This window comes from Paraburkholderia lebeckiae (assembly GCF_050436225.1).
GTDB lineage: Bacteria > Pseudomonadota > Gammaproteobacteria > Burkholderiales > Burkholderiaceae > Paraburkholderia > Paraburkholderia tuberum.
Map to the genome: position 1 here is coordinate 276,235 of NZ_JBNDLU010000001.1, position 20,143 is coordinate 296,377.

At 63.6% G+C, this 20,143-nt stretch carries 16 protein-coding genes and 1 pseudogene; 6 read left to right on the forward strand and 11 right to left on the reverse strand.

Features of this window, described 5'->3' with window-relative positions; genetic code table 11:
• Positions 1-52 precede the first annotated feature (52 nt).
• Positions 53-268 (reverse strand): annotated as a pseudogene (locus tag OKW45_RS01260) (sensor histidine kinase); the annotation flags it as partial.
• A gap of 400 nt (positions 269-668) precedes the next feature.
• Here OKW45_RS01260 and OKW45_RS01265 point away from each other — a divergent pair.
• From OKW45_RS01265 to OKW45_RS01280, 4 genes are all read left to right on the forward strand, one after another.
• Positions 669-1,019, forward strand: a complete 351-nt coding sequence (locus tag OKW45_RS01265) for a hypothetical protein (protein ID WP_429465376.1) — start codon at positions 669-671, stop codon at positions 1,017-1,019.
• 277 nt (positions 1,020-1,296) lie between these two features.
• Positions 1,297-1,782: an autotransporter outer membrane beta-barrel domain-containing protein gene (locus tag OKW45_RS01270; protein WP_429465378.1), complete on the forward strand. Its 486-nt coding sequence runs from the start codon at positions 1,297-1,299 to the stop codon at positions 1,780-1,782.
• Positions 1,783-2,083: 301 nt separating this feature from the next.
• Positions 2,084-3,586: a Na+/H+ antiporter NhaC family protein gene (locus OKW45_RS01275; protein ID WP_429465380.1), complete on the forward strand. Its 1,503-nt coding sequence runs from the start codon at positions 2,084-2,086 to the stop codon at positions 3,584-3,586.
• A 131-nt stretch (positions 3,587-3,717) separates the two neighbouring features.
• A complete protein-coding gene (locus OKW45_RS01280; protein ID WP_429465382.1) occupies positions 3,718-4,191 on the forward strand; it encodes a carboxypeptidase regulatory-like domain-containing protein in 474 nt (157 codons plus the stop codon).
• Positions 4,192-4,315: 124 nt separating this feature from the next.
• Here the strand turns inward: OKW45_RS01280 and OKW45_RS01285 are convergent, their stop codons facing one another.
• From OKW45_RS01285 to ptsP, 6 genes are all read right to left on the reverse strand, one after another.
• Entirely contained in the window at positions 4,316-6,616 is a 2,301-nt protein-coding gene (locus OKW45_RS01285; RefSeq protein ID WP_429465384.1) for a xanthine dehydrogenase family protein molybdopterin-binding subunit, read from the reverse strand.
• Positions 6,613-7,095, reverse strand: coding sequence for a (2Fe-2S)-binding protein (locus tag OKW45_RS01290; protein WP_429465386.1), 483 nt, complete (start codon positions 7,093-7,095; stop codon positions 6,613-6,615). Before OKW45_RS01290 ends, OKW45_RS01285 begins: the two co-directional genes overlap by 4 nt.
• Positions 7,092-8,399 carry a c-type cytochrome gene (locus OKW45_RS01295; RefSeq protein ID WP_429465388.1) on the reverse strand — a complete coding sequence of 436 codons (1,308 nt, stop codon included), beginning with the start codon at positions 8,397-8,399 and terminating at the stop codon, positions 7,092-7,094. The genes OKW45_RS01290 and OKW45_RS01295 overlap by 4 nt, the downstream gene beginning before the upstream one ends.
• 185 nt (positions 8,400-8,584) lie before the next feature.
• Positions 8,585-10,174 carry an aspartate:alanine exchanger family transporter gene (locus OKW45_RS01300; RefSeq protein ID WP_018424502.1) on the reverse strand — a complete coding sequence of 530 codons (1,590 nt, stop codon included), beginning with the start codon at positions 10,172-10,174 and terminating at the stop codon, positions 8,585-8,587.
• A gap of 98 nt (positions 10,175-10,272) precedes the next feature.
• Complete coding sequence (gene ptsG / locus OKW45_RS01305; protein WP_429465390.1) at positions 10,273-12,054, reverse strand: PTS glucose transporter subunit IIBC; 1,782 nt, start codon at positions 12,052-12,054, stop codon at positions 10,273-10,275.
• Positions 12,055-12,076: 22 nt separating this feature from the next.
• Entirely contained in the window at positions 12,077-14,623 is a 2,547-nt protein-coding gene (gene ptsP, locus OKW45_RS01310) for a phosphoenolpyruvate--protein phosphotransferase (RefSeq protein ID WP_429465392.1), read from the reverse strand.
• A gap of 820 nt (positions 14,624-15,443) precedes the next feature.
• Between ptsP and OKW45_RS01315 the strand changes: the two genes are divergently transcribed.
• Positions 15,444-16,682 (forward strand): MFS transporter, encoded by a 1,239-nt coding sequence (locus OKW45_RS01315; protein WP_429465394.1) that lies wholly within the window; start codon positions 15,444-15,446, stop codon positions 16,680-16,682.
• Positions 16,683-16,761: 79 nt separating this feature from the next.
• On the opposite strand, the gene OKW45_RS01320 is transcribed toward OKW45_RS01315, so the two are convergent.
• From OKW45_RS01320 to OKW45_RS01335, 4 genes are all read right to left on the reverse strand, one after another.
• Positions 16,762-17,100 carry a ribbon-helix-helix domain-containing protein gene (locus OKW45_RS01320; protein WP_018424506.1) on the reverse strand — a complete coding sequence of 113 codons (339 nt, stop codon included), beginning with the start codon at positions 17,098-17,100 and terminating at the stop codon, positions 16,762-16,764.
• A gap of 131 nt (positions 17,101-17,231) precedes the next feature.
• Positions 17,232-17,810, reverse strand: a complete 579-nt coding sequence (locus tag OKW45_RS01325; RefSeq protein WP_429445560.1) for a DJ-1/PfpI family protein — start codon at positions 17,808-17,810, stop codon at positions 17,232-17,234.
• 139 nt (positions 17,811-17,949) lie between these two features.
• Entirely contained in the window at positions 17,950-18,165 is a 216-nt protein-coding gene (locus OKW45_RS01330) for a hypothetical protein (protein ID WP_162634098.1), read from the reverse strand.
• Positions 18,166-18,651, reverse strand: coding sequence for a MarR family winged helix-turn-helix transcriptional regulator (locus OKW45_RS01335; protein WP_184006860.1), 486 nt, complete (start codon positions 18,649-18,651; stop codon positions 18,166-18,168). It lies immediately after the preceding gene.
• A 222-nt stretch (positions 18,652-18,873) separates the two neighbouring features.
• Here OKW45_RS01335 and mhpT point away from each other — a divergent pair, with 222 nt between their 5' ends.
• Positions 18,874-20,103, forward strand: a complete 1,230-nt coding sequence (mhpT, locus tag OKW45_RS01340) for a 3-(3-hydroxy-phenyl)propionate transporter MhpT (RefSeq protein ID WP_429465397.1) — start codon at positions 18,874-18,876, stop codon at positions 20,101-20,103.
• The last annotated feature ends 40 nt before the right edge of the window (positions 20,104-20,143 follow it).

A 20,143-nucleotide genomic window follows, 5' to 3' on the forward strand; every position in this document is an offset into this window, starting at 1 on the left:
CTGGGGACGCGACGAGAGAGGGATTGGTGTGCAGGCCGGCCATTCGCCATCAGAGGAAGATGCAGCGGGATGCACGGTATTCTGCGGCCAGCTGGTTGATGTTGAAACGGCCTCGAGCGCGCAGAACCGCATGGGTTTGCGCGGCTGTCTCCGGCGCATCCGTCAGCCGGGGTGCTCGCCCCAAGGATTTTTCGTGCTGCGCTTCCCTGGTCTGCGAAGTCTGCAAATCCCTGGCTACTGCTTCCAGAATCTGCTGCGCGTCGTCTCTGCTCGTGGTTTTACACCTGCCGGGACGCGCCTATTCCATCGCCGGTCTTCACAGACCGACCACGACTGCATGAAGCAAATCCGCAGCATCGTCGCAACAGGAAGGGTGTGCGCCTCGATTATCCATTCGGCTCGTGCTGCTCCATCCGCGCGATCAGCCTCGACCATTAGAATCCGGTCAGATCTCTTCCAGAAAACGCGCTCGTGCACGCTTCGCCGTCGTATCAGACCAGGATGGAGTTGCACTATCGCGTCTCTCCCGAGTGTCTCTGCGCTCGGATGGCCCCTCGCACGTCATTGTGGGATTTGCGCGGGTCTTTCCAAACTGACGATTTAGTCCGCGGTTCGGGACGTCGCACTATCCACACTCGGCCGTAAAAGCTGAAGCGGGAAGAACCAAGGTGTCAGTCGCCGCCATGGGGCTCTCGCGTCGCCATTATTGTTTCATCGCGCCAGTTGCGTTCGAGTTTGACGCGCCTTTAGGCGACATCGCGTTCTCACGCTTCTGCATCAATGTGCCACTGGCGGGCTTGCTGGTGCCGGCGTCCGCAGCACGGCCCATGCTCTGGCCAGCGGCACCCGGCTGCGCGTTTTCAGTATCACGGTTTGCTGGCGCAGCTTTGCCAGTATTGGTCTGCGCAAATGCGCAAGCGCTAGCGATGATGGAAATTGCGCTGATTCCTGCCATTATCAACTTCATGATCGTCTCCGGTTCGGGAACTGCTTTTCTATGTCTGATTAGTGCAGCATGACGCATGCCCGGAGGAAGTGGCAAACAATAAGCGTGCGCTGTTGCCGCCTGCGAGAAGGTCGGAATGCGAAGCCACAGGAAGTTAATCGATTTGATAATTACTTGCCCGATTTACGTTCTGGTACGTGTTTTGTTGACGGCTTGGGTCATGTCAGCGATCACGGGAGTTCCTCGCCGCGAACGCGGATGCGCCGCCGTTCAAATTCGCGGGACGGCCGACTAACTCAATCAGGCCGATTTATGCCAAATGAATCGCGCCATCAAAACCGGCCACCCGGTTGCCCGTCTCCGGTTCGGGGTTCGCCACTTCGCTGAAAGCTGGCTATCCGTTCCCCTTGCCGCTTGGACCGGGCTTCGTGCTCGAACCTCAGATGCAGGTTATTTGGCAGCACGTCGGGTTGAACGAAGCCAATGACGGGCTGGGTCCGGTCGATCCCGGCTCCACGTCAGGCGTGACCGGGCGGCTCGGGCTGCGTGGTCAGTGGACCATCGAACGCGCCGGCGGAGACGTATGGCAGCCGTACGTGCGCACCAATCTCTGGCGGGACTGGGGGGCTCAGGCAGCGACGACATACTCCGGCGCCGAGCAGGTGCCACTCGGACAGCAGTTCACGCGTATGGACTTCGCCGCAGGCGTGACGGTGAAACTCAACACACGTATGAGCCTGTATGGACAGTTCGGCTATCAGTTCTCGATCAACGATTCGGTCAGTGCCAGCCAAAAGGGCGTCTGGGGCGACGTCGGTTTTCGCTACGCCTGGTGAGCAGCCGTTCACTGCAGGTCTCGCGCTGAGCGAGAGTAGATACGGCAGCCTGTAACCGCAGGCGGAATGTTCGGCACGAATCCTGCGATTCTTCACGCAGCAACGATTCTTTCCTATGCTTAAAGCAACGGGCGAGCCCGCCGGAGCTGCCATCGCCGCGTCGCAGGAGCGGGGGGCCGCGCGCCTGCGCGCGTGACATCGAATCAAAGCAGCCGTTCGCGCATGTTTCGATGATTCACCGGCTACCGGGCGGTCTGGATGGCAACGTTTGGACTACCCAGCAAACGAACGGAGCGTGGCGATGAAGCGGAGCGAGTCACCCCAGCCGGTCACGATGCTCGAAGCACTGATACCGATCGCTGGCCTCGTCTTGCTCGTCAGTCTGTCCTTCTACCTGTTCGGCGATGGTGGTGCGAATGGGCCGAACCAGGTGGCACTCGTCGTGGCGACCATGCTGGCCGTATTTGTCGGTTGGCGTCGCGGTCATTCGCTCGCTTCGCTGGGCGAGGCCGCGAATGCAAGTGTCAGTTCCGGTATTGGCGCGATTCTCATCCTGTTTGCAGTCGGCGCGCTGATCGGCACGTGGGCGCTCTGCGGCACGATCGTCGCCATGGTCTATTACGGGCTGAGATTGCTGAGCCCGGACTACTTTTACGTCACGGCGGCTGGAGTCTGCGCGGTGATCTCGTTTGCCATTGGGACCTCGTGGACTGTCGCGGGTACGATCGGAATCGGTCTGATGGGCATTGCGCACAGCATGGGCCTGAGCCCCGCCATAACGGCAGGTGCAGTGATTTCCGGCGCTTATTTCGGCGACAAGTCTTCACCGCTCTCGGACACCGCGAATCTTGCGGCCGCTGCCGCGGGTGTCGATCTGTATCAACACGTGCGCGAGACGCTGCTGACATCACTCGTCGCGATTGTCATCACGCTGGCCGTGTTTTATCTGCTTGGCCGCCCGGGCGCCTTCGATGCGAGCGCGGAGGTTGCTGCAATGCAGAGCGCATTCTACATATCGCCAGTGCTGTTCCTGCCGCTCGTTCTTGTCGTCGTGCTGACGCTGTTCCGGCTTCCGCCCTTTACCACCATCTTTCTTGGCGCATTGGCGGGTGGCGTGGTTGCCGTTTTCGTCGAGCCAGCGCGAGTGCTCGCATTTGCCGCCGCGCGAGAGGGCGTGCCGATCCCGATTGCGATGCTCAAAGGCGTATGGCTTGCGCTTGGGAGCGGCTACAAGTCCACGACTGGAAATCCAGTGCTTGATACGCTCCTCACTCGCGGCGGTATGGACAGCATGTTGAATACTATCTGGCTGATCATCACGGCACTGACATTCGGAGGGGTGGTCGAGAAGTGCGGTGCGATAGAACGCCTCATTGCCCCGGTAGTCGATTGGGCCAGGAGCGGTGGGGCGCTGGTCGGTTCCCTGGTCCTGGCGACCATCGCGACGAACATCGTTACGGCAGACCAGTTCATCGCAGCCGTGCTGCCGGCCCGGATGTTCAAGAGTGCATTCGCGGCACGCGGCTACGCGCCCATCGTGTTGTCGCGTTCCGTGGGTGATTCGGCCACGACCACAGGCGCACTGATCCCCTGGAACAGTTGCGGCGCGTTTATGGCAGTGACCCTTGGCGTGCCGACACTCAGCTATGCACCCTATGCCGTATTTTGCGTGGTAAGTCCGTTGCTGACGGTGGCGATCGCCTACGCGGGTATCCGCATGCCACGCGTCCCCGCTGCCCCAGCCGAGACCTCAACGGCAGGCGGCCGCGCAACTCCGGTCCATGAAGACACCAAACAGAATTGACGGGTATGCTTATTCGAGTCGTGAGGCACCCTCGCTCGTGGCCGATACCCGGCGCGCATTGCGTTTTCCAACCTATTGCAAGCGTTCTTCCGTCCGACGAACCGTCGGCAATACTGTAAGGAGCAGTCAAGATGAAAATGCAACGAAACGCTCCCCGGATCGCGTCCATGATGCTCGCCGCGGCGTTCACACTGGCTCAGGCAGGCGTCGCAGTGTCGCAGACGGCTGCTCCGCAGAGCGCCAGCGAGATCCATAGGACCGGCATGCCAGAGACGCAGCAGCAGGGCGACATATCGTTCGTGACTGGCGGAGTCGGTCGCGACGAGTCGACTGCGCTGCGGCAGGCACGAAGGCAGTGGCCGTTGTCTCTGCAGTTCACCGGTCCCGGGGCGAGCTATGTGGCCGACGTCCAGGTGAAGATTGCCAAGGCTGGCGGCGCGACCGTGCTCGAGGCCACGTCGAAGGGGCCGTACATGCTCGTGCGGCTGCCTCAAGGGCGCTATACGGTCAACGCCACTTACGGCAGCGTGACCAGAAGGGAGACCGTGAACGTCCGCGGCAATGGCAGCGCGCGTGCGACGTTCGCGTTTCCGTCCACCCACTGAGCGCGGTCCCGACGCCGCGCCGAAGGTCGCGCGCGTCGCGTTCGTTTGACGACGGGCCAGGACCCAGCCATAGGCTTATTTGGCTTTTACACGCCAGTATCTGGACTTTTGCGGAACGAAAGCCTCATGCCTTGAGCAGGTTCTTCCCCTTCGTCCCGAGCAACGGCAAGTCGCGGATCCGCACACCGGTCGCGTCGTCGATCGCATTCGCTAGCGCCGCGGCGGCCGGGCCTTGCGCCGCTTCTCCGACCCCGAGGAATGGCAGGCCCGGCCGGTCGATCAATAGCACGTCCACGCGTTTAGGTACGGACGAGAAGCGCATGATCGGATAAGTGCTCCAGTCATAGCTCGTGATGCGTTGCGGGTCGAAATGCGTTTCTTCATAAAGCGTCCAGCTCGTGGTTTGCAAAATGCCGCCTTCGATCTGATTGCGCACGCCGTCCGGATTCACGATCTGTCCGCAATCGACGGCTGCTACGACACGCTCGATGCTGAGCTCGCCGGTATCGCGCATGACCGTCACGTCCATTGCGACGGCAAGGTAGGCCATCAGGTTCTTGTATTGGGCAAACGCAAAGCCGGTACCTTGCGAGCGCGGGCTCGAGTCGCCCGTTCGCGCCCTGCGGGCTCGCCAGCCGAATTGATCGACTACGGCGCTAATGACGCCATGCGCGCGCGGATCATCGAGATGTTTGAGGCGAAACGCAACGGGGTCGGCGTGCGCGGCTCTGGCGAGCTCGTCGATGAAGCTCTCGATCGCGAACACGTTCATGTGCGCGCCGAGCGAGCGCATGGCAGAGACGCGTATCGGCATCGTGGGCACGAAGTGATGCTGCACGTGCAGGCCGGGCACGCGGTAAAGCGGAATGCTGTTGCGGTCGCCTCCGCCTTCCGGCATCGGAATCGGCTTCGGCGGCGCGGGGGTGAACGGTTGCGCAAGGAGCTGCGCGGGCAACAGGCGCCCCGCATTCTCGATGCGATTGTTATGCGTGTTGCTCCATAGCTCGTAACGCCAGTCGGCAATCGTGCCTGCCGAATCGAGCGTTGCATTCGCCTCGACTGTCATGGCCGGGCCGAACGGCTCCCACATGTGTTCCTGTTCGCGCATCAATTGCACGCGCACCGGGCGGCCAGGCAGCTCGCGTGCAACGAGGGCGGCGTCGGCCGCGACATCGTCCGCGCCGTTGTGTCCGTAGCAGCCCGAGCCTTCCACATGCACGCAGCGCACCTTGTCAGGTGGCATCGCGAGCATTTCGGCGATGCCCGCACGCAGCGGATAGACGCCTTGCGTGTGCGTCCACACGGTCATCACATCGTTGTCGAGCTGCGCGACAGCGCACGATGGCCCAATCGAGCCATGCGTCAGATACGGCCTCGAATAGCGCGCCCGCAGTGTCGCCACAGGCGCGGCCGCGCCCGTCGCTGCGCCCTGATCGGCCACCGCGATTTCCTGTGAAGGCAGACTCATCAGCAGCGCGTGAACGTTCGCGGGATCGGGCAGCGGCGGCCCGGCGTGCCATTGCGCGGCAAGCGCAAGCTCACGCATCGCGAGGATCGCGCGCCATTCGTCGTCGGCGACGACCGCGAGGTAGCTGCCGTTGCGCACGACCTTGATGACGCCGGGCAGCGCTTCGACGCGCCCGCTATCGACCGCGACGAGGCTCGCGCCATAAGACGGCGGCCGCACGACGCGGGCATGCAGCATGCCGTGCGGCCGCAGGTCCTGGACGTAGCTCGCGCCGCCCGTCACCTTGCCCGGTATATCCACGCGCGGCAGCATATGGCCAATCAGCGCGTAGGCCGATGGCGGCTTTTTCGGCGCGTCGGGCTGCGCGTTCTGATGGAGGTCCGCGTATTGCACGGCTTCGCCATAGCTCACGCGTCTTCCGTCGGCGGCAATGACGGCGCCGTCGCGCGTCGTCAGGGCCGCTGCGTCGACGCCCAGTCGCGACGCCGCGCTCGCGACCAGCAGCGCGCGCACCAGAGCGGCGGCGTTGAGGATCGCGGTGCCGCTGTCCGCCATCGTGTGACTGCCTGCGGTGTAGCCTTCGTTCGGCGTTGCGGCGGTGTCGGCGGTGATCAGCTCGATCGCATGAGGTGCGAGATCCAGCTCTTCCGCGGCGACCTGCAGCAGCGCGGTGCGAATGCCCGTGCCAAGCTCCGCCTTGCCCGTGAATACGCTCACCTGGCCGTCACGGCCGACCTTGATCCACGCATCGAGCAACGGCGTGCTCTTGAGACTGCCCGGCAGCTTCGGGGCGCTCGCGTTGAAGGTGCCCGCTTCGGTGGTGGTTTGCGCAAGCGCGGCCATGCCTGGCACGATCGCGAAGCTCACCATCAGCGAGCCGCCAACGAGGAAGCGGCGCCGCGCGGGGTCATCGGGGCCGATGCCGTGAGCGACGGAGGACGGGCGGCCGTCGCTCACGACTGCGCTCCCTCGTCCGTTCGCGGCGAAGCCGTCGCGACTTGCCGGATCGCCGCGAGAATGCGCATGTGCGTGCCGCAGCGGCACAGGTTCGGCTGCATGTAGCGGCGGATCTGTTCGTCGCCTGGGTGCGGGATTCGCTCCAGCAGCGTGTGCGCGCGCATGATCATGCCGGCGATGCAATAGCCGCATTGCGCGGCTTGCTCGTCAATGAAGGCTTGCTGAAGTGGTCCCGGATGTTCCGCGCTGCCAAGTCCTTCGACGGTTCGCACTGGCCGGTCGCCAACGGCCACGACCGGCATGAGGCACGAGAACACCGGTTCGCCGCCGACGCTGACCGTGCATGCGCCGCATTGACCGAGACCGCAGCCGAACTTCGCGCCATCGAGCTGCAACTGGTTGCGCAGCACGTAGAGCAGCGGCGTTGACGGGTCGACATCGACCGTATGACTGACACCGTTGACGTTGAGTGTGATCATCGTGGCAGGCCGTCCTTGCGAAAATGCGCGACCGCGCCGGCGTCGAGCGAGGGCCATGCGTCGCGTGCGGTGAAGCGCTCGCGCGTGTAGTTGGCGAGCTCCGCTATCTGCGCATCCGTGAATGTGTTGGCGAATGATGGCATGAAGGGCGCGCTATCGCTTTCGTGCCAGTCGATTCCATCGAGGATGATACGGATCATGTTGCGCGGGCTGTCGGCGTTGACGGCCGTGGAAAGGGACAGCGACGGTCGAGCGTCCCCGCTCGACATCGGCGCGCCTTCGGCATGGCACGATGCGCAGGCCGCGGAGAATAGATTCGCGCCGCCGCCGGGCGCGGTGGACACGGGCGCGGCGGAAGCGGAGGGCGAGGCGACCGGATGCTCCGGCACGCCTGGGCCCCCGGATGGCAACGCCAGCAGATACGCGGCAATCGCCTCTACGTCGGAGGCGGACGCGTCGGCGAGCATGCGCGTGACCGGGCGCATCGGACCCGCCGCCGCCCCATGGGCGCTCGCGAGGCCCGTGCGCAGATAGCTGACGAGCTGTGCCTGCGTCCAGGGCGTGGGGCGTGAAGCGAGGTCCGTCAGCGCGGGCGCATCCCATCCTTCGATCGTCCCGCCTTGCAGCGCGTGGTCGCGGCGCTCGGCACCGAGGCGGTTGAGCGGCGTGTGGCACGCACCGCAATGACCGAGGCTTTCGACCAGGTATCGTCCGCGTGCGACGTCCGGCGCTTCGGGCGGGGCCGGCGCTGGTTCGGTACCGGTATGCAGGTAAAAAAGATTCCACACGGCGATGAGGGGCCTGAAGCCGAGCGGGAAGATCAGCTCGTTGTGCGGTGCAGGCGCCTTGACGGGAGCGCGGCTCATCAGCCACGCATACAGCGAGCCCATATCGGCATCGCTGATGAGCGTGAAGTGCGGATAGGGGAACGCGGGATAGAGCAGGTGGCCGTCGCTGGATACGCCGCGCCGCATTGCGCGTGCGAACGCGTCGAGCGACCAGCCCCCGATACCCGTCTCGTTGTCCGGGGTGATGTTGGTCGAGTAAATGATGCCAAACGGTGTTTGCAGTGGCAGTCCGCCCGCGAGGGGCAGGCCGCCCGTCGCGGTGTGGCACGCGACACAATTGCCAACGGCCGCGAGCTTCGCGCCGCGCGCCGCGGCCGCCGTATCACTGCCGGTCGCGATGGGCGCGGTGACGGCATTCGGCGCGGGCTCCCGTGCATGCACGGTGGGTCCGCCGTATGCGGCCATGAGGGCAACCACGACAACGGCCACGCCTGCACTCGCCACCCGTCCTTTCATCTAGCCTCCATCGCCGAGCCGTCCGCATCATGGTTCCAGACTACGTCGCGCGGCTCTAGGTGGCGCAAGCGGCGTTCCTGATATTCAAGGAAGTCTGCGGCTGTCCGCCGCTCCGCGGTTCGCCGCTGTCTACGAGGACGGAAGCTCCAGGGGCGAACAGCGGCAGGTCGCGATAACGGTCTCGCCTAGCCGGCTGCGATCGCGATGGCGATCTGCACGAAAAGCACCTTGACGATGGTCATCGACGGAAAAATCATCGCGTACATGACGTCGGGCTGATCCGTCGGCGCGATGCGGTTGGCGAAGGCGAGAATCGCGGGATTGCCGGTCGCCCCGCAGATCACGCCGACCGATGTATCGAAAGACAGTCTGAAGACCCACAGGCAGCACCCAGCCGTGACGCCGACGAGCACCAGCAGCGTGATCACGCCATAAAGCAGCAGCAGCGGTCCGGCGGTGCCGACGGTCGCGACGAATTTCGGTCCGCAAGACAGGCCCACCTGCGCGAGAAAAATCGTCAGCCCGAGATTGCGCAGCACGAGATTTGCAGAGAGCGGCATCACCCACACGAACGGTCCGTTGCGGCGCGCCTTGCCGAGGCACAGCGCGACCAGTAGCAATGCCGCGAGACCGAGGCTGAACGCGCCGAGACCGGGCGCGCGCAGCGGGATCGCGCCGACCAGCAGCCCCGCTGCCGCGCCGATGCCCAGACAGATGAAACTGAGGTCGGCCGTGCCCTTGATCGAATCGCCGAAAAACGCGCGGACCCTCGCGCGATGCGCGCTACTGACGAGCAGGCCGACGCGGTCGCCAGCTTCGAGAATTAGCTCTGGCGTCGACAGTAGATCGGCGTCGCCGCGCCGCACGTGCGCGACCGCGCAGTTCACGCCATCCGGAAAGCGCAGATTGCCGAGCGCCGTGCCGACGACTGACGGACTCGACGCGAACACGCGCATATAGTCCAGGTCTTCCCGATGACTCGAGATACGCCCGGGCTGTAGCTCGCCGCAGAGCGCCGTTGCTTCGTCGAGCGGGCGGCGCTCGGTGGCGGTGGCAAGAAGGACGTCGTCGGCGCGCAGCGTGAAGTCGTCGCTGGGCAGCTGATTGTGATGCGCGCGTCGCACGGCCGCGATCACTACGCCGGCAGGCAGGCGAGTCGAGAGCTCCGACAGCTTGAGACCGAACAGACTGGCATTGCGCAGCGCGATTTCCGCGGTCTCCAGCACCTTCGCAGACGGTTTCGATATTTTGGCTTTCAGGACTGAGTTCAGCACATAGAGGAATAGGATCGGCCCGGCTACGCCGAACGGATAGGTGACGCTATAAGCCACGGCGGCATTGCTGCTTTTCATCGATGCGATGGCAACCTGCAGGCTCGCCGTGCTGGTGCCGCTGCCGGCGAACATGCCGAGCGCATCGGCGAGCGTGATGCCGAAATGGATGAAGGCGCACGCCACGAGACCCGAAGCGATCACGCCCAGACATGCGGCCGCGTTGGCCTTCACGCCTTCCCGGCTCGTGAGTCCGCGGAAGAACTGCGCGCCGTACTGAATGCCGATGCCATACAGAAACAGCAGCAGACCGAGCGTGCCCAGCAACGCCGGCGGCGCGGATTTCGGCGCGAACGCGCCGAGCGCCAGTCCAACGAACAGCACGGCCCCCGAGCCTAGAGCCACGCCCTTGATATTGATTTCGCCGACCAGGTAGCCGAGCGCGATGGTCAGAAAAAGCGCGAACAGCGGCTGAGTTTCGAGGAAAGTTCTGACTGCTTCCATGCCGCCCCCTATAGGTGGACAAAGCAACGCGACTGAGCGCTTCCACCGGGCAGGCCTCGCGTTCGACGCGCGGCAGTTGCTGACGATACTCGTTGCTGCTATCGCATTGCGCCTGCGAGGTTGCCCGAGCCGAGACCCACGATCAGATCGAGTGCGCCGTTCTTCAACGCTTGCGTCGTGACCACGCCCGCCGCTTTCAATGCGGCCGCGTCGATGCGCGACGCGTCCGATAGTTCGACACGCAACCGCGTGGCCGCCAGCGCGTCGAGCTTTCTGATGTTGGCCGCGCCGCCCAGCGCCGCACGAATCTTTTCCGCGCGCTCCGTTTCCTGCGGCGAGTTTTGCACCGAGGCGGCCACAGCCGCTGGAGCCGCCGCCGCGCCTTCCACACCAGGCACTCCGGCCGCCGGCAAATCCGCTTCGGCGCCCGCTGTCTTCAGATAGTCATGCATGTCGGTTTTCATGTTCTCCGACAACGGCCCGAAGATCGCCTGCACACCGTTGCCCACGCGCACCACACCCGCGGCACCGAGCGCCTTGAGCTTGTGTTCGTCGACGCGCGCCGGGTCCTTCACGGAGATGCGCAGCCGCGTGATGCAAGCGTCGAGACTCGTGATATTGGAGCGCCCGCCAAAGGCGAGCACGAGTTCGCGCGAACGTCCTCCCGCGCCGCTCGCGGCAACCGCCGCTGTTTCCGCCGCGTCGTCCTCGCGGCCCGGTGTCTTGAGGTTGAAGCGCGTGATGACGAAGCGGAACACGCCGTAATAGATCACCGCGTAAATTGGACCAAGGATGAAAACGTACCACGCGTGCGTGGCCTTCCCGCCGATCAGGTTGAACATCAGAAAATCGATGCCGCCTTGCGAAAACGTGAAGCCCATGCGCATGCCCAGTGTGTTCGCCACGAACTGCGCCGACGCCGCGAGGCATGCGTGAATCAGGTAAAGCACCGGCGCGACGAACAGGAACGCGAATTCGATCGGCTCGGTGATGCCGGTGAGGAAAGAAGTCAGCGCGGCCGAGACCATCATGCCGCCGACGGCCACCTTCTTCTCGGGCTTCGCGCAATGCCAGATCGCGATCGCCGCGGCCGGCAGGCCGAACATCTTGAACAGGAACGCGCCCGCCAGGATGCCTGCGGTCCGGTCGCCCGCGAAATAACGGGTGATGTCGCCGTGAACGGTCTTGCCGGTCGTCGGGTCGAGGTAGCTGCCCATTTCGAAGAAGAACGGCACGTTCCAGATGTGATGCAGGCCGAACGGAATCAGCAGACGTTCGACGAAACCGTAGACCGTCGCGGCGGTGCGCGGGTCGGAAACCGCCGCCCAATGCGAAAAAGCCTTGATTGCGCTGCCGATCGGCGGCCACACGAAAGACAGGATCGCGCCGAGCACGATCGAGCCGATCGCGGTCACGATCGGCACGAAGCGCTTGCCGGCGAAGAAGCCGAGATAGGCCGGCAACGTGATCCGGTAGTAGCGGTTGAACATCCACGCCGCAAGACCACCGGCGAGGATGCCGCCGAACACGCCGGTCTGGATCGACGGTATGCCCATGATCGTGTCGGTTTCGACGCCCTGGAGCTTGCCGATCACACCCAACGTAGCCGTCATCACCAGATATCCGATCGTTGCGGCGATGCCCGAGACGCCATCGTTCTCGGTGAAGCCGAGCGCGACGCCGATCGCGAAGATCAGCGGCAGGTTGCCGAAGATAACGTCGCCCGCGTTCTTCATCAGCGCGAGCACGACGACCGGCACGTAACCGTGAAAGTCGGTGGCGCCGAGGCCGAGCAGCAGGCCGGCCACCGGGAGCACGGCGACGGGCAGCATCAGCGATTTGCCGATCTTCTGCAAGACTCCGAAGGCATGCGAGAACATGGCTGATCTCCTGTTGATCCGCTCACTCGGCAAAGCGCGACAGATGCGCGCGGACTTCCGCGGCGGTGCCCAGACACAGCACCTCGGCGGCGAGCTTCCTGGCTTCTTCGGTCGTCACGCGTGCAAGCTGAGCCTTGATCGAACCGACCGCCGGAATGCTCACCGACAGCTCGTCGATGCCAAGGCCGACGAGCACCGGCACCGCCATCGCATCCGACGCGATGCCGCCGCAAATGCCGACCCATTTGCCATGCTTGTGCGCACCGTCGACCGTCATGCCGATCAGACGCAACACCGCCGGGTGCAGCGCGTCGGCCTGCTTCGCGAGTTGCGGATGGCCGCGGTCCATCGCGAGCGTGTATTGCGTGAGATCGTTCGTGCCGATCGAGAAGAAGTCGACTTCGCGTGCGAGCGGCTCGGCGATCAGCGCGGCCGCGGGGACTTCGATCATGACGCCGACTTTCACGCTCGCCGCGCGATCGCCGGCTTCTTCGAGCAGGATCTTGCGCGCTGCCCGCACCTCCTCGATCGCGGCGATCATCGGGAACATCACGTGCAGATGCCCAAGCGGCGCCGCGCGCAGGATCGCGCGCAGTTGCGTGCGGAAGATGTCGGGACGCTCCAGGCTCACGCGCACACCGCGCAGGCCGAGAAACGGGTTGTCTTCCTTCGGCAGCGGCAGATACGACAGCGGTTTGTCGCCGCCGACGTCGAGCGTGCGGACCACGAGCGGCCGCTCGCGGCCAAGCGCTTCGGCGACGGCGCAATATTCGGCGGCCTGTTCGTCTTCTGTGGGCGCGGTGTCTCGCGCGTCGAACAGGAACTCGGAGCGCAACAGGCCCACGCCTTCGGCGCCGGCCGCGACCGCATCGCGTGCTTCCTGCGCATTGCGGATGTTCGCGACGACCTCGACGCGGTGGCCGTCGGCCGTCATTGCGAGTTTGGTTGCCGCGAGCTTTTCGTCTTCGCGTTTGGCGGCCTGGCGGCTGATGCGTTCGCGCGCCTTCGCGAGTTCCTCGGCGCTCGGGTTGCGCCGCAAGCTGCCGCGCGAACCGTCGAGCACGACGGGCGTGCCGCCGGCGAGTTGCAGCGCGCGCGCGTCGATACCGCAGATCGCCGGAATGCCGAGCGAGCGCGCGAGGATCGCGACGTGGCTCGTCGCGCCGCCGCTCGTCGTGCAAAAGCCGAGCACCTTGCTGCGATCGAGCGAGGTGGTGTCGGACGGCGACAATTCCTCGGCAATCAGGATCGTTTCGTCCGGCACGTCGATCTGCGCCTGCTTCACGCCGGCGAGCAGCGCGAGTACACGGCGGCCGACGTCGCGGATATCGCCGGCGCGTTCGCGCAGCAGCGGATTGTCGAGCCTTTCGAGCGTGCTTGCCTGCTTCTGGAACGCATCGCGCCACGCGAACCCCGCGCCCTTTCCCGCGCTGATGCTGCTGATCGCGGTGTCGTTGAGGTCAGGATCGTCCAGCAGTTCGAGATGCGCGTCGAGAATCTGCGCTTTCGACGGATCGGTGAGCGTCGCCTTGAGCGCCTCGATCTGCTGACGCGCCTGATGCTGGGCCGCTTCGAGTTGCGCCCGTTCGCGTTGCGGCGACTCGCCCGCTTCGTTCACCTCGATGACCTGCTGACGGAACTGCACGATCCTGCCGACCGAAAGCCCTGGCGAAGCGGATACGCCGATGAATTCGTTGGTGTCGGCGGGAGCCGCTTCAGTCGGTGCTGGCACCGGCGCAGCCGGTGCGGTTGGCGCAGCCGCCGCGGGTGCCGGCGCATCGCCGGGCTTTTCGCCCGATCCGTCGGCAAGCAGACGCGCGACGGTGCTGGCCGCCTCCGCCGCGTCGGGACCGCGGGCCTCGACGCGCAGCTTGTCGCCGAACTTCGTTGCGAGCCCCATGATCGCGACGACGGACTTGGCATTTGCGCTGACATCGCCGCGCAGCAGCCGGATCTCGGACTTGAATTTCTTCGCCTCGACCGCGACGACCGCGGCGGGCCGTGCATGCAGGCCCGCTGGATTCGGCAGCGTGATCTCGTCGGAGAGGATCGCGCCGGTGGCGCTGGCCGTATCCTTGTCCTCCATGCTGCCGACCAGCTCGACGTACAGCGCGACGTCGGTGCCGGCGACGACGAGCCCTTTCGCGGGAACGTAGCGCGTGACGAGATCGCCATTGGCGATCACCATTTGCGTGAGCAGGCTGGTTGCTCTTGCGCCGACCACGATCGGGTCGAAGCGGATCAGCGGCGTGCCCATCGCGACGGCGTCGCCTTCCTTGACCAACGGCATGAAGCCCTCGCCGCGCAGCAACACGGTGTCGAGCCCGATGTGCAGCAGCACTTGCAGACCGTTGTCGCCGGTGATCGTCGTGGCGTGGCCAGAGCTATGGAGTTGCGTGACCTTGCCGGCAAGCGGCGACAGCAGTTCATCCGAGGTCGGATCGATCGACACGCCATCGCCGACCATCTTCTGGGCGAAGACCGGATCGGGCACGCTCTCGAGAGGAACCAGTATGCCCGACAGTGGCGCCATCAACCCGATGCGCACAGGACGCTGAGGAGCTTTCATCGCCAGGACTCCTTGTACATTGACGCTCGCCTGAGGTGGCTCGACTCGAGCCGCGTGAGCGCGACATTCACACGTGCGGTCGGCACCATTGCCGCTCACGCCGCTCACCCACTTGTGAGCGGCGCACGTTACAAAAGCGTCGGCGACAAAAACTCGGGAAGCCAAACAAGGTCGCGCACGTCGACCGGGATGAATGGAGAAACGTCAGGCGCGCTCCGATGGCGCTGTTTGCGTTTGCCGGGCCGCCTCGCACCCATGCACAACCCTTTGCACCGTGGTCCCGGAAAAAGGACCCGGAAAGCGCTCTGAAAAAGAGCATATGTTACTGAGCGCAGATTGCAAGACAAGACGATTTCGGACGGGAACGCCTGAAATTTGCAATATCCTGGCGGGAGATGGAGCGGTCTTTATTAATTGGCGTGTGACGCGTTCATTAAATCTGTGTTTTATCCGCTTAGCGAAAGGCGGCGGCCCGACAAGACGTTCACCCTTCCTGTTCAGAGTAGATCCGTGACGACATCCACCGTATCGAACTCGATGAGCAATTCCGCGCCCAACGAGGCGGCTACGGATGCAATCGGCATATTGGGGCGACTCTCTTTCCCGAAATATGATTTTTCTAGCGCATTGAGGGCGCGCTGATAATCAGGGGACTGGAAGAGCCGTACGCGGTCGTTTCGCGGGACTAGCTGACTCATAGCGAGATATCGCCGCAGAGGCATTGTTCAGCCACACCTTCTAGTCTTTTCATCGGACGACTCTTTTTCTGACATGAGACCCAGCCTAAAGTACGAGACTTCAATCTGGCATCAAGGTCGTCATGCAAATCGATACACCTGCAATCCCGGCATCGTTGGAAGGACATTCAACCTCCGCGGGTCAATGGCTCTCCGTCATAGCGGTAGCGGTAAGCGCATTCGCTTTCGTCACTGCCGAGTTTTTGCCTGTCGGGCTGTTGCCACAAATCGCACACGACCTCGGCGTGTCGACCGGTGTCGCGGGGCTCATGATCACCATGCCCGGCGTGACGGCCGCGATATTGGCGCCGACGCTGATAGTCAGCGCGGGTCGCATGGACCGCCGGTACGTTTTCCTGCTCCTCACTGCGGTACTGTTGATCGCGAACGTCGTGTGTGCGATCGCACCGAACCTCGCGATCATGCTCGTAGGACGGGCTCTGCTTGGCGGCGCGCTGGGTGGCTTCTGGACTCTGGCGACGGCGGCGGCTCCTCGACTCGTGCAAGCAAAGGATGCCGCCAAAGCGACCGCGACCATTCTGACCGGCGTGACCTGCGCAACCGTGATCGGCGTGCCGCTCGGGACGTTCATCGCGTCGTTTGCATCGTGGCGCATGGCGTTCGCCGCCACCGCGGGCCTCGTGTCGCTCGCCTTGGTGGCGCAGGCGTTCCTCGTGCCTTCGTTGCCGTCGGCATCGGCGTTGCGGATCGCCGATTTCAAAACCCTGCTTGGCCGGCCTCATACGAGGTTGAGCATGGTGATGGTCGCGCTCGTCTTCGGCGCGCATTTCTCGACCTACACGTATATTGCGCCGCTGCTCGAACACGACTTCTCGTTGAGCGCCATCACGCTGTTGCTGTTCGGATTCGGTCTGATCGGCTTCTTCTCCAATGCGTTGACATCGATGGTGATTTCGGACCATCTAAAGAAATCCGTCGCCGCGATGGTTCTGCTGCTATTGGGCGCGATGTCGTCGATGTTGCTGCTCGAACATTCGCCGATCGGCGAGACCGCGGGGATGCTGCTGTGGGGAATCGCGTTCGGAGCGCTTCCGCTTTGCTTCAGCGTGTGGATTCAGCGCGGCACGACAGACCTGCCCGAAGCGGGGTCGGCCATGTTTGTCAGCATCATCCAGGTGGCGATTGCGGTGGGCTCGGCAGTGGGGGGCACCATTGTCGATCGTGCGGGCGTTCACGCCGACTTCACGCTGGGACTTGGACTCGCGCTACTGGGCCTCGTGGCACTGCAACGGCTTGCTGTATTGGAACGGCCGGCCACGGCGGCTACTCTTGATTGCGCCTGCGATGCGTCGGTTGACTGACGCGTCGAGACAGTACGTCGCGTGACCGGACCGCACCGCGCTAGCCAGCCGCGTGGCGACCGCCAGGCGACCGAATCCGTCAAACAGCCGTCTTCACGACTCTGGGTTGAAACGGGGCGTTGAGCGGCACGTCGCCAGCGGCCTCGTTGCGGGCGGCGCTCGTCGATAGATAGCGCAAACAGCACACGCGCAAAAAAGACGCGAAATTCAACGGCTCTTCGCCGCGCAAGGCGACCAGTTCGTCGTGAAGCTTCACGACGAACTGGGTCGTCGTCACGTTCTCGCGGTTGGCGATTTCCCGAAGCACGTCCCAGAAGAGATTTTCGAGCCTCACCGTGGTCACGACGCCATGAATGCGCAGCGCGCGCGTACGCGACTCATAGAGGATCGGATCAGCGTTGACATAGACGTTGCACATACGTTCAGCCTTTCTCGCGAATGATGACGTCGCAGGCCGCGAAGCGCGCGGCGCGGGCGCTCATGCCGTCGTGATCGAGCGTAACACGGTTGGTCGCCCGCGATGCCGCGCCTCGGTCGAGGCGCGCTCCTTCAATGCGCGATGCGCGTGCCGAGCAGCGCAAGGAACTGCGCGAGCCAGTTGACGTGCGAGGTCCATGCGGGCGCGGTGACGAAGTTCTCGTCCGTGATCGCGTCAGGCCAGTCGAGCGCCACGTACTCCGCGCCCGCGAGCTTCACTTCGGGCGCGCAGGCCGGATACGCCGAGATGCGCCGGCCTTCGATCACACCCGCCGCAGCCAGCAGTTGCGCGCCGTGGCAGACCGCGGCAATCGGCTTCTTCGCTTCGGCGAATTGGCGCACCCAGCCGATCACCTCGTCGTTGAGCCGCAGATATTCGGGGGCGCGGCCGCCGGGCACGAGCAGCGCGTCATATTGCGCGGGGTTCACCGACGCGAAATCGGCGTTCAGCGTGAAGTTATGGCCACGCTTTTCGGTGTAGGTCTGATCGCCTTCGAAGTCGTGGATTGCGGTGCGAATCGCGTCGCCAGCGCGCTTGTCGGGCGCGACGACGTCCACCGAATGCCCGACTGCCGCCAGTGCCTGAAACGGCACCATCAGCTCATAATCTTCGACGAAATCGCCGGCGATGATAAGAATGCGCTTTGACATGCTTCGTCTCCTCTCGAATGGGGTGGGAAATGGCGAGGCGGACGCGCGATCGCGGTATGAAGGCGGCGGCCGTTGAGAAGCAATATAGCGATCGACGCAGTGGGCCAGGTAATACGCGGCTAAATGCCGACCAGGGATTTCACTGAGCTGAACGGAACTCAGCCCGAATGCGGCAGACGATCGCGGTAGGTGGAGCGATCGGTGTCGCCATGATCTGGCCGAACAGCCTCGGCATCGCGGTTTTCACGGTGGTTGCGGCGCGGGCGGTCACTGAGTTTTTCCTGCTTCCATCAGGCAAAAGAAAAAGAGTCGCGCTCCATTCGAGTGCGACTCTTTTGTCATTGGGAACGTCCATTCAACCGCGCAGATTCGACACACATCGCTGCAGCACCTTGCGCAGCGTATCGACCGGGATTTCCGTTACTCCGTCCAGCATGGACGCTTCGAGCGCGTCGATCGCCGAATCGCATTCCCGCAGTACCCGACGCCCTTCGTCGGTCAGAAACAGATGAATCAGTCGACCGTGGGTAGGATGCCCCACGCGTCCGACCCAACCGTTGGCTTCCATCGTCTTGACAACTTCGTTGGCCGACTGCGGCGTGATGAACGAGCGTTCGGCGAGTTTCGCGTTGGTCATCGCGCCGCTGGCGCTGATCACGGAGAGCGCGGTGAACTGAGGCAAGGTCAACCCGAATTCACCCAGTACATCGATCAAACTGCGTTTGAGCAGACGGTCGAGTTGGCCGACCACATAGGAAACGCGGGCAGGTGGCGCACCGGTTTTCGTTGAACCGGCCTGTTTGGCAAGGGGCGTTCGCCGCTTCTCCATTGTCTTGATCATTATCAGGTTGTCTTAGGTGTTTCTACCAGGCATATCATATTCTACTTTCAATATCAGGACACCTGAGACTAGACTCATCATCAATTCCAGGGGCGCTGTGGGAAGGATTCTGATAAGTGACGCAAGATCATTGCCAGAAATCTTCTCCTTCCCATGGCCGCTTCGTCGAAGAACGAAGCGTGGCTCGCCTCTGGCAATTCAATCAAACGTGAAGGAGACGTCATGTCAAGTGTTGCTAATCGGTCGAGTGCGGTGGGCTCCAGTACTGCACTAACGTTGGCATTGTGCTTTCTCGTCGCGGTGCTGGAGGGTATCGACCTGCAGTCCACTGGCGTTGCGGCGCCTCGAATGGCGCACGAGTTCGGCTTGTCGGTCAGCCAGTTGGGGCTCGCTTTCAGCGCCGGCATGTTGGGGCTTTTGCCGGGCGCGATGATCGGCGGCAGACTCGCCGACCGGATCGGCCGCAAGCGCGTTCTGATGATCTCGATGGCGATTTTCGGCATCTTCTCGATCGCGACCGCGCAAGTCTGGAGTTTCGAAAGTCTGCTGATCGCTCGCGTGCTGACGGGCATCGGGCTCGGCGGCGCGATGCCGAACCTGATCGCGTTGTCGTCCGAGGCGGTCGATGCGCGTCACCGCAACACGGCGGTTAGCGTGATGTATTGCGGTATGCCGCTCGGCGGCGCGCTTGCCGCATTGATCGCCGTACTGAGCGCGGGTCCTACCGCATGGCGTCATATCTTCTACGTGGGCGGAGCCGGACCGCTGATCATCATTCCGCTGCTGATAGCATTGCTGCCTGAGTCGCGCGAATTCGCCACCGAATCGCGCGAATTCACGACGGCGGACAAGCCGCTCCTTTCGACGCGTGAAGTCCTGTTCGGCGAGGGGCGCGCCGCCGCGACGATCGGTATCTGGATCAGCTTCTTCTGCACGCTGATCGTTCTTTACTTCCTGCTGAACTGGCTGCCTTCGTTGACCGTGGGGCGCGGCATGAGCCGTTCGCAGGCCGGGATTGCCCAGATCTTTTTCAACGTCGGCAGTGTGATCGGCGTACTGGGCATCGGTCTGCTGATGGACCGCTTCAGACAAGGCCTGTCAGTCACGGCAATCTATGCGTGCATCGTCGGTGCATTGGTCGCGCTTTCGCAAGTCGCCAGCATCGAGACGCTGTCCGTTGCCGTGCTGTTTGCCGGAATGGGCGTCGTCGGTGCGCAGTCGATGCTGTATTCGCTGTCCGCCGCCAGCTATCCGACCAGCGTGCGTGGTACGGGAGTCGGCGCCGCGGTCGCGGTGGGACGCGTCGGATCGATTGTCGGCCCCGTAGCCGCCGGGCAATTGCTTGCGATGGGAAAGAGTTCGGCGCTCGTCATCGGCGCGAGCGTGCCGGTGACGATCATCGCGGCGATTACGGCATTGCTCGTCATTCGCTCCAACGCCGCGAAACGCTAACTCTTCGTTGATGGACACAGCTGGCCCGGCGTTTTCGCGC